The sequence below is a fragment of the uncultured Dialister sp. genome, from assembly GCF_900538805.1.
GTDB lineage: Bacteria > Bacillota > Negativicutes > Veillonellales > Dialisteraceae > Dialister.
Genome location: NZ_UPZP01000109.1, coordinates 1 through 7,085, shown reverse-complemented (window position 1 = coordinate 7,085; position 7,085 = coordinate 1). Strand labels below are relative to the sequence as shown.

Sequence of the window (7,085 nt, the reverse complement as noted above, 5' to 3'; positions counted from 1 at the left end):
CTATTCGCGTCGACTGATTCCTTGCATTGAATAAAAATACAAGAATGAAATCCGATAACGATTTAATCAGCGCTTCCATAAAAAAGACACAATATTCTTATTTCAAAAGAATATCATGTGTCTTTTGGAAAGTAAAAGGAAGAAAAGTCTTTCATTCAGCACTTTTTTTCATGGAAGAAAGAAATCAAACGCTGAAGGGCCGGCGAACCATGGGAAGGTCTGTACACCAGGCAGGTCCATTCTTCAAAGGTGGGAGGAAGGGGAAACAGGTAAAGACCGTTTCCGATGCTGCCGGGGGTGTAGGGAAGGATGGAGAAACCATGGCCCAGGGACAGGCGGAGAAGCTGTTCCGTAAAGGTGGGGACGGTCTCGCTCATTCCAAAGGAAACGTGGTACACCGTCTGAAATTTCCTTCGGCACGAATCCACATAGGATGGATTGTCCGCCTTCGTGAGGAAAGGAAGGGCAGAAAGGATGTGGGGGATGTCCTTCAGGGATTGGGCATGGGCCTCTGAACAAACAAGGCACTGGGGGACAGGCATGAGGGGGATGGTGGCAAAACGCTTTGGAAAGATAATGGCATCCGGAGCGATGATGCCATCCAGGGTTCCCGCCTCCAGCCCATTTTCCAGCTCCGGCACCGGCGCCAGGTGGCAGGACAGGCTGATTTCCGGAAAGGCTTTCTGGAAGGCAGGAAGGAAATCGAGTCCCTTGAACTCCTGTGACGCCAGTCCCAAATGGCAGAAGGCCTTCTGCGGCGCAAGGGAAGAAAGGAGGGCGCGGTACTTTCGGTCTATTTCCTTCATGCCCTCATAGAACCGCTTTCCTTCCTCCGTGAGTGTCAGTCCGCTCTTGGAACGGAGAAACAGGGTACATCCCGTTTCCTCCTCCAGCTGGGCAATGTACTTGCTCATGGTGGTCTGTGCAATATGGCAGTGCTCTGCGGCCCTGGTAAAACTATCCGACTCCGCCGCCGCAAAGAAATAGTAAAGCTTGTTGATATCCATAGGGCCCTCCCGGTGTAACGTTCCTATGTATTATATCATGGCGGAGAGAAATGCACGTAACGCTGGCTCCTTCAGAAAGGAACCGGGAGAAAGGGCTGAGAAACTAGTGGACTAGTGTGCTAGTGAGCTAGTAAGCTGCCTGGGTCACTGCCAGCTCCTTTTGTCCTGTGTCATACACCACTGGAGATATAAAGGCGAAGCCCGTAACGTCCCTTGCCTCCCCCTGCCTCAGGGGAAGGTGGCGAGCGGAGCGAGCCGGAAGGGGTCAGCTGCTTCTGGCAGGCCCTTCCCGCCCACCGGGATTCTTTAGTGAACTAGTGAGCTGGTGAACTAGTGGACTAGTGGACTAGTAAGTGTCACTATCTACATGTACCAGGATTCTTCGCCCGAGGTCAGAATGACAGCGTTCGGTGGGAAGGAAATCCCGTAACGCTGACTTCATACTTCATCGCCCGCAGGGCGATACCACCACCCTTTGAACCCGCCCGCTGTAAGCGGGCAGAACCCTCTGAACCCTTTGAACCCGGGCCGCAAAGCGGCCCCCTGGGCGCCACCACAACCCTCGCAGCCGCAGGCTGCGTCAAACCTGAGAACCCTCCGGCCCGACGGGCCGGTCAATCTTAAGAACCTTCCCATACGAACCTTTCCTTCCCCGTCTACCTTTACCTGCCGTTCTGTGATACAATAAATCAGTTATGACTGTTTCATTTTGTAAAAGATTTATCTTATTTATAAAAGGTGTAAAATCCATGAATCATAAAAAGAACGGTTCCGAAAGGGAGACGCGGAAGACGAAAGAACATATGAAGAAAGATTATCGGGAGAGCCATATTTCTTCTCCTCTCAAGAAGGAAAGTCCCGGACACTGGAAGCGGTGGTGGGCCATTGCCACGTTGGTGCCCTTCTGCCTTGCCTTTTTCCTGTCCTGGTATTTTGGAGCGCCCGGCGGCTACGAGCCCTTTTCCCAGGTGAAGGTATTCCTCCTTTTCCTGCAGGTCGGTTTTGTGACGGCCTATTTCATCCGTCATCATCTGAAAAAAGCGGCTGTCCATCTTTGGATAACCATTGCCTTTCTCTGGCTTTTGTCCCTTATCGTGCCTTATCTGGCGTCGGAGACAGAGGTGCTTCTGGACATGTCCGATGTGTCCGGCGAACTTTCCACGCCGCTCTATCTCTTCGTGTCCTGTCTGTCGGCGGCCTGGATTCTTCCGGGAAAGGCGCGGATGATTGCCCGCATTGCCTGCGTGGTGCTGATTATCCTCTATATTCTGGTGCAGTTTACCTACATTGGCTATTATTTTATTACCCATTCCCTGATTTCTATTAATATGCTCCTGGCCCTGGCCCAGACGAATCTGGCGGAGACCAAAGAATATATCGAAGTGAATATTCCCTATGCGGAAATCGCGGCCGGTGTGGCGGCTCTTCTCATCCTGGGATGGCTCATTTTCAAGGCAAGCCGGTTCAGTTTCAACCGTGAACAGGTGTCAAGGAAGACCTGGTTTGGCATGCTCCTCCTTTTCTTTGTGAATGTGGGACTCTGTGCCCTTTCCATCGGCGGCACCCGGCTGGCCCATGTGTATTATGAAACCTATGAGACCCTGCATAGTTTTTCTGATTTCCAGAAGATGGTGGATGCAAGGCGTCATATGCATATTGCGGACAAGAATATCGTGCGCCGGCTGAAGGCGGCGCCGGACGGGGTGTATGTACTTGTCATCGGTGAATCCCTCACTCGGGACCACATGAATGTGTACGGCTATTCGAGGGCCACCACCCCCTTCCAGTCCATGGCGGCGGCGGACCCGCACTATGTGTTCTTCAACCACGGCTATTCCTGCTACACCCAGACGGTGCAGGTGCTGACGGAGGCGCTGACGGAAAAGAATCAGTATAATGACATGAACCTGGCAGAGGCTTACTCCATCATCGACCTGGCAAGGGAAGCAGGTTTCCGGACCACCTGGATTTCCAACCAGTCCCGCTTCGGCGTGTGGGATACGCCTATCGGTGCCATCGGTTCCGCCTGCGATGACCAGTATTGGATCAATTCCTACGTCGGCACCGACGTGGTGACCAAGGATTACGATACCGCCCTCATTCCCTACCTTCGCAAGGTGGACCCCAATAACCGCCGCCAGCTGGTGGTGGTGCATCTCATGGGCAGCCACGTAAGCTACTGGGACCGGTATCCGTCGGAATTCTACCACTGGCCTGAAAATCCGGGGAAAACAAGGAGCACCGCGGAAATCATGAATGATGAGTACGATAATTCCGTTCTCTTCAATGACTACGTCATGGAAAATATTATGAACGAAGCCACCAACTGGCTCCACGCGGACAGTGTGCTCTATTTCTCCGATCACGGGGAACAGGTGACGGAAAGACCGGGACACAATGCGGACCAGTTCGATTACACCATGGTCCACATTCCCTTCTGGATTTATACATCCGATGCTTACAGGGCTTCCCATCCTCTGGAAGTGAGAACCATGATGGAAAGAAGAAATATGCCCTTCTCCAATGATATGCTCTATGATACCTTCATGGGCATGATGGGCCTCACCGCCGCCCACTACGATCCCACCGCCGATATTTTCTCTTCCCGCTTCGACAAGGACGTCACCACCCTGATGACCATGTACGGCAATGTGATGATTAGAAATGACGTGGAACAGCTGGGAAGTGACCAGGCCTACATGGACGACCTGTGGAATCAGCAGATCGCAGACCGGGCCCGGGCAAAAGGAAATAGAAACTTCGACTGGAGCACCTTCAAAAAGGTGGACATCTCCGCCCAGCCCATGCCGGAAGTGGAAAACTCCGGCACCAGCCAGGGGGAATAAAGGGTTGACACGCCCTGCAGGCGTGAGGGTTGATGGGCCCGTCGGGCCCAAGGTGGCGTAAGTTTGACAGCCGCCTTTGGCGGCTGAGGGTTTTGGTGGCTGCTCTTTTGGACACGCCCTGTGGGTGTGAGGGTTCTAAAGATTGACGGGGCCCCTGCCCCCAGGGTTCTAAGGTTTGACACGGCCTTCGGCCGCGAGGGTTTTGGTGGCCGCTTCGCGGCAGTATATAGCCCCTTCCTTGGAAGGGGAGCTCTGGCTCTTTGCCCTGCGACGTTGGTGACACAAATACCAGTCCCGTAACGCTGACTTTATAAGCATCGCCGCCAAAGGCGGCGATACCACAACCCTCGGGCCAAAGGCCCGTCAAACCTAAGAACCCTCCGGCCAGCGGGCCGGTCAATCTTAAGAACCTTTTTTCACAACCCTTCTACACAACCTGCGGCGACAGCCGCACCCCTTGCGCCCAAAGGGCGCAACTCCCCTCTGTGACAAACGGAGAATGCTGTGATACTATATATAAAACCATGATATATTTCCCAAGGAGGATTTGGCATCTATGAGGCTTCGCAGGAAACCGTGGATTGATGACGCAATCAAAGAATATACAGACATTTTGTACCTGGAGGAACCGACCGACCGGAAGGGGGAGTGGCGGAACGTATTTCCCCATCCGGAAAATGAGCTCCATGTGGAGTTCGGCACCGGAAAGGGGCAGTTTATTTCCGGCATGGCCGCCCTCCATCCCGATGTGAATTATATCGGCATGGAGGTGCAGGAAGGGGTCATTTACTACGCTGCGAAAAAGACGGCGGAGAAGGACCCGCCCCTCACCAATGTACGCCTTATCCTGGGAGATGTCAGTGAAATCCTGAATATCTTCGGCGAAGGGGAAGTGGATGTGATTTATCTTAATTTCAGTGATCCCTGGCCGAAGAAGCGCCACGCCAAGCGGCGCCTCACCTACAGGGATTTCCTGAAACGGTATGCCCTTATCCTGAAGGAGGGCGGAGAAATCCGCTTCAAAACCGACAATAAGGACCTTTTTGACTTTTCCATTGAAGAATTTAAAGCGATGGGCTGGGAACTTTCCCATGTGACCTATGACCTTCACACCGCTCCGGTGGAAGGGGATGTGGAAACGGAGTATGAGGAAAAGTTCTCCAGAAAGGGGAATCCGGTATGTCGTCTCGTAGCGAGACGTCCCTGATTGATATGAAGTATGCGCCCCGGGCATTGCAGAAAATGTTCATCGTGGCAGGCATACTGATTATCCTGGGGGCTTTCAATGTATACAGCTCCACCTATTATATGAATATGGAGTCCGGCGCCAATCCCTACAGCCATATTCTGAGGCATCTGGTCTTCCTGGCGGTGAGCGTCTTCTTTGCATTCATCCTGTCCCGGGTGAATTACCATATCATCAAGAAAGGGGCTTTCCTGTGGTGCCTTGTCACCATCGGTCTGCTCCTTCTTGTCATGGTGGCAGGCCGCACGGTAAACGGCGCCACCCGCTGGATTTCCCTTGGACCCTTCTCCCTGCAGCCTTCGGAAATCGCTAAAGTCACCGGCCTTATCTGGGCGGCCTCCCATCTGGCCAGAAAGGTGGATGACCACATGGGCATGTCCATCTTCGGCCATCTCCTCATGCCGCTGGCAGGGCTTTTCATCCCGTCTCTTCGAAAGAAAAAAAGCGCCACCTTCTCCGGCCTCCTTCACTATTTCACGCCTTTCTACATGCCCCTCATCATGGCTGTGCTGGTGCTGAAGCAGCCGGATATGGGTACCGCCGGCATGATTCTTATTTTCCCGGGACTTCTCTATATCATAGCCGGTATACCCCTTCTGGAAATCCTGCTGTCTTTGGGGATTTCCTTTATCCTCTTCATCGGCCTTGCTATTGTGGCGCCCTACCGCATGGCCCGTCTGGTGGTGCTTCTTCATCCGGAAGACTATGCCCAGGGCATGGGCTACCAGACCATGCAGAGCCTCATTGCCGTAGGCTCCGGCGGTGTTCTGGGACAGGGCATGGGGGAAGGGTTCTCCAAATTCCTCTACCTGCCGGAACAGTACACCGACTTTGCCTACGCCGTGTTCAGCCAGGAATATGGTTTTGTAGGCTCGGCGGCTCTCCTCTGCCTTTACCTGGCCTTCATGCTTTACGGACTGTCGGTGGGAAGGAAACTGAAGGAGACCTATCCCGCCCTTCTGGTGTACGGACTTACCCTCCTTATTTCGGTGCAGGGGCTGGTGAATATGGCCATGGTTATCGGCTGGTTCCCGGTCACCGGCATACCGCTGCCCTTCATCTCCTTCGGCGGCACCTCCCTCCTCATGAACATGGCTGCCCTGGGCCTTATCTGGGGCACCGCCACCCAGAGCCTCCGTGAATACGATGAACAGGAACGGAGGAAACGGATTGCCGCCATGGAAGGCCGCCCTCTTTCCTTCGGAGAACTGTCTGGCTCCGTTTACGGTTCCCGGTCTTAACGAAAAAAAGAGACATCTTTCGGGATGTCTCTTTTTGTAAGGAATGATAAGAATGAAAAGAAATATGTCACTGAAGGTCTGCGCCTTCTTCAAGGAAGAATCGGCTCCCTTCGTCCTGCTGCGGAAAGCGGCCCAAGTGCTTTCCAAAGATGGGGTGGATGTATCCTTCTCCCTGGCAGAGGAAATCAATGAAATGGAAATCCAAAGGATGAAAGAACCGGCCATTCTTGCTTTTTGGGATACTCCGGAAAAAGCAGGCCGCTTCGCCTTTTCCGCAGGGAGGGCTGGGAAAAAAGGTCTTTCCCTCTATGGCGGCACCCCCTATGGCATAAGCCTTGCGGAAGGAAATGTATTCTCCTTCTTCCAAAAAGAAGAATTCCACTCCGCCTTCCTCCATACCATGGGCTGGGCCTTTCCGCCCATTTCGGACGACGCCCTTCCCAAAGAAGGGGCCCCCTTCCTTCTATCCATTTACAAAGGCCTCATGCTGTATGCAGCAGGAAAGGAAGATACCCTCCTTGGTGCCATGGACAGGGGGAGAAGGCTGCGGGTTCAAAAAGATTCAGCCCGCTGAAAACGGGTCGGTTCAAAGGGCTCAAAGGGCGGGGCGCCTTTACCGCCAGTTTGGATCAAACCGTTTGTATTAAGCTGGGGAAGCACTGATTAAATCATAGAGTTTGCTTTTATAAGAATTTTTATGCACTGCTTCGTCATGAGGCTCCTTAAATAGCTCGCTATTCGCGTC

The 7,085-nt window shown here is 53.1% G+C and carries 5 protein-coding genes; 4 read left to right on the top strand and 1 reads right to left on the bottom strand.

Annotated features, from left to right (window positions below):
- Window positions 1-155: 155 nt before the first annotated feature.
- Window positions 156-1,007 (bottom strand): LysR family transcriptional regulator, encoded by an 852-nt coding sequence (locus QZQ29_RS08305; RefSeq protein ID WP_296962256.1) that lies wholly within the window; start codon window positions 1,005-1,007, stop codon window positions 156-158.
- A gap of 749 nt (window positions 1,008-1,756) precedes the next feature.
- On the opposite strand from QZQ29_RS08305, the gene QZQ29_RS08300 reads away from it, so the two are divergent.
- The 4 genes from QZQ29_RS08300 (at window position 1,757) to QZQ29_RS08285 (ending at window position 6,914) form a co-directional block, all read left to right on the top strand.
- On the top strand, window positions 1,757-3,853 hold the full coding sequence (locus QZQ29_RS08300) for a sulfatase-like hydrolase/transferase (RefSeq protein ID WP_296962254.1): 2,097 nt from the start codon (window positions 1,757-1,759) through the stop codon (window positions 3,851-3,853).
- A gap of 556 nt (window positions 3,854-4,409) precedes the next feature.
- Complete coding sequence (trmB, locus tag QZQ29_RS08295) at window positions 4,410-5,060, top strand: tRNA (guanosine(46)-N7)-methyltransferase TrmB (RefSeq protein WP_296962252.1); 651 nt, start codon at window positions 4,410-4,412, stop codon at window positions 5,058-5,060.
- Complete coding sequence (locus QZQ29_RS08290; RefSeq protein ID WP_296962250.1) at window positions 5,033-6,340, top strand: FtsW/RodA/SpoVE family cell cycle protein; 1,308 nt, start codon at window positions 5,033-5,035, stop codon at window positions 6,338-6,340. Before trmB ends, QZQ29_RS08290 begins: the two co-directional genes overlap by 28 nt.
- 52 nt (window positions 6,341-6,392) lie before the next feature.
- Complete coding sequence (locus QZQ29_RS08285) at window positions 6,393-6,914, top strand: hypothetical protein (RefSeq protein WP_296962248.1); 522 nt, start codon at window positions 6,393-6,395, stop codon at window positions 6,912-6,914.
- Window positions 6,915-7,085 lie beyond the last annotated feature (171 nt).